Annotated in this window: 1 protein-coding gene; it reads right to left on the reverse strand. The window is 59.7% G+C overall.

Annotation, left to right across the window (positions count from 1 at the left end; translation table 11 throughout):
- On the reverse strand, positions 1-719 hold a 719-nt coding region (locus FN633_RS12610; protein ID WP_154058934.1), incomplete at both ends, for a DUF3300 domain-containing protein.

Here is a 719-nt window from a genome sequence, read left to right on the forward strand (position 1 = left end):
ATCGTGGTAGCCGTCATCATGGTGATCGTCATCGTGATGGTGATGATCGTCATCGTCCCAGTCGATGCTGCTGAACAGGGCATAGGTAGTGGCAACGCCCAGGCTATAACCGAAGCCTTTGACAAAGCTCTCTGCAAACTGCTGGCCGGGAGGTGGGGGCAGATAAACCGGCGGGTAGGCCGTGTTTGGCCAGCTGCCGTAGACCGTCGCGGGGTTATAGTTAGGGACGTAAACCACCTGCGGATCGGCAGGCTCAATCTTGATCACCGTCGGGGCAGGGGTGGGCGCGCTGCTGCTTTGCACCGTTGCAGGTGCGGTCGCTTTCTTCGGCGTGCTGCTTACCGTCTGCTGCGGCGTCGATTTTAGTGCGCCGGTCTGCTGAGCTAGCTGGCGCAATCGCTGTACGGAATCCATCACCGCCTGCGGCTGGGCGAGAAATGCATCCCCAAGATTTTGTACCCACTCGGGGTTCTCACCCATCAGCGCCATTAGCTGCGGGAAGGCAACCAGCGACTTCACGCTCGGATCCCAGGGTTGACCGGAGACCGCCTGGATGGCCGCATCGCCCTGTAGGGTTGGGTTATCCCGTGACCACTGCACAGCCTGCACTACGTTGCCCGGATAGGTGGCAGCCATTAATACTTGAGAAAGCAGCGGGTCAGGATAGAGCGCTACCGGTGCGACCCACTGATCGATCTGCACCGAGGTAAACGCGGTTT

Source organism: Pseudescherichia vulneris, from assembly GCF_902164725.1.
Lineage (GTDB): Bacteria > Pseudomonadota > Gammaproteobacteria > Enterobacterales > Enterobacteriaceae > Pseudescherichia > Pseudescherichia vulneris.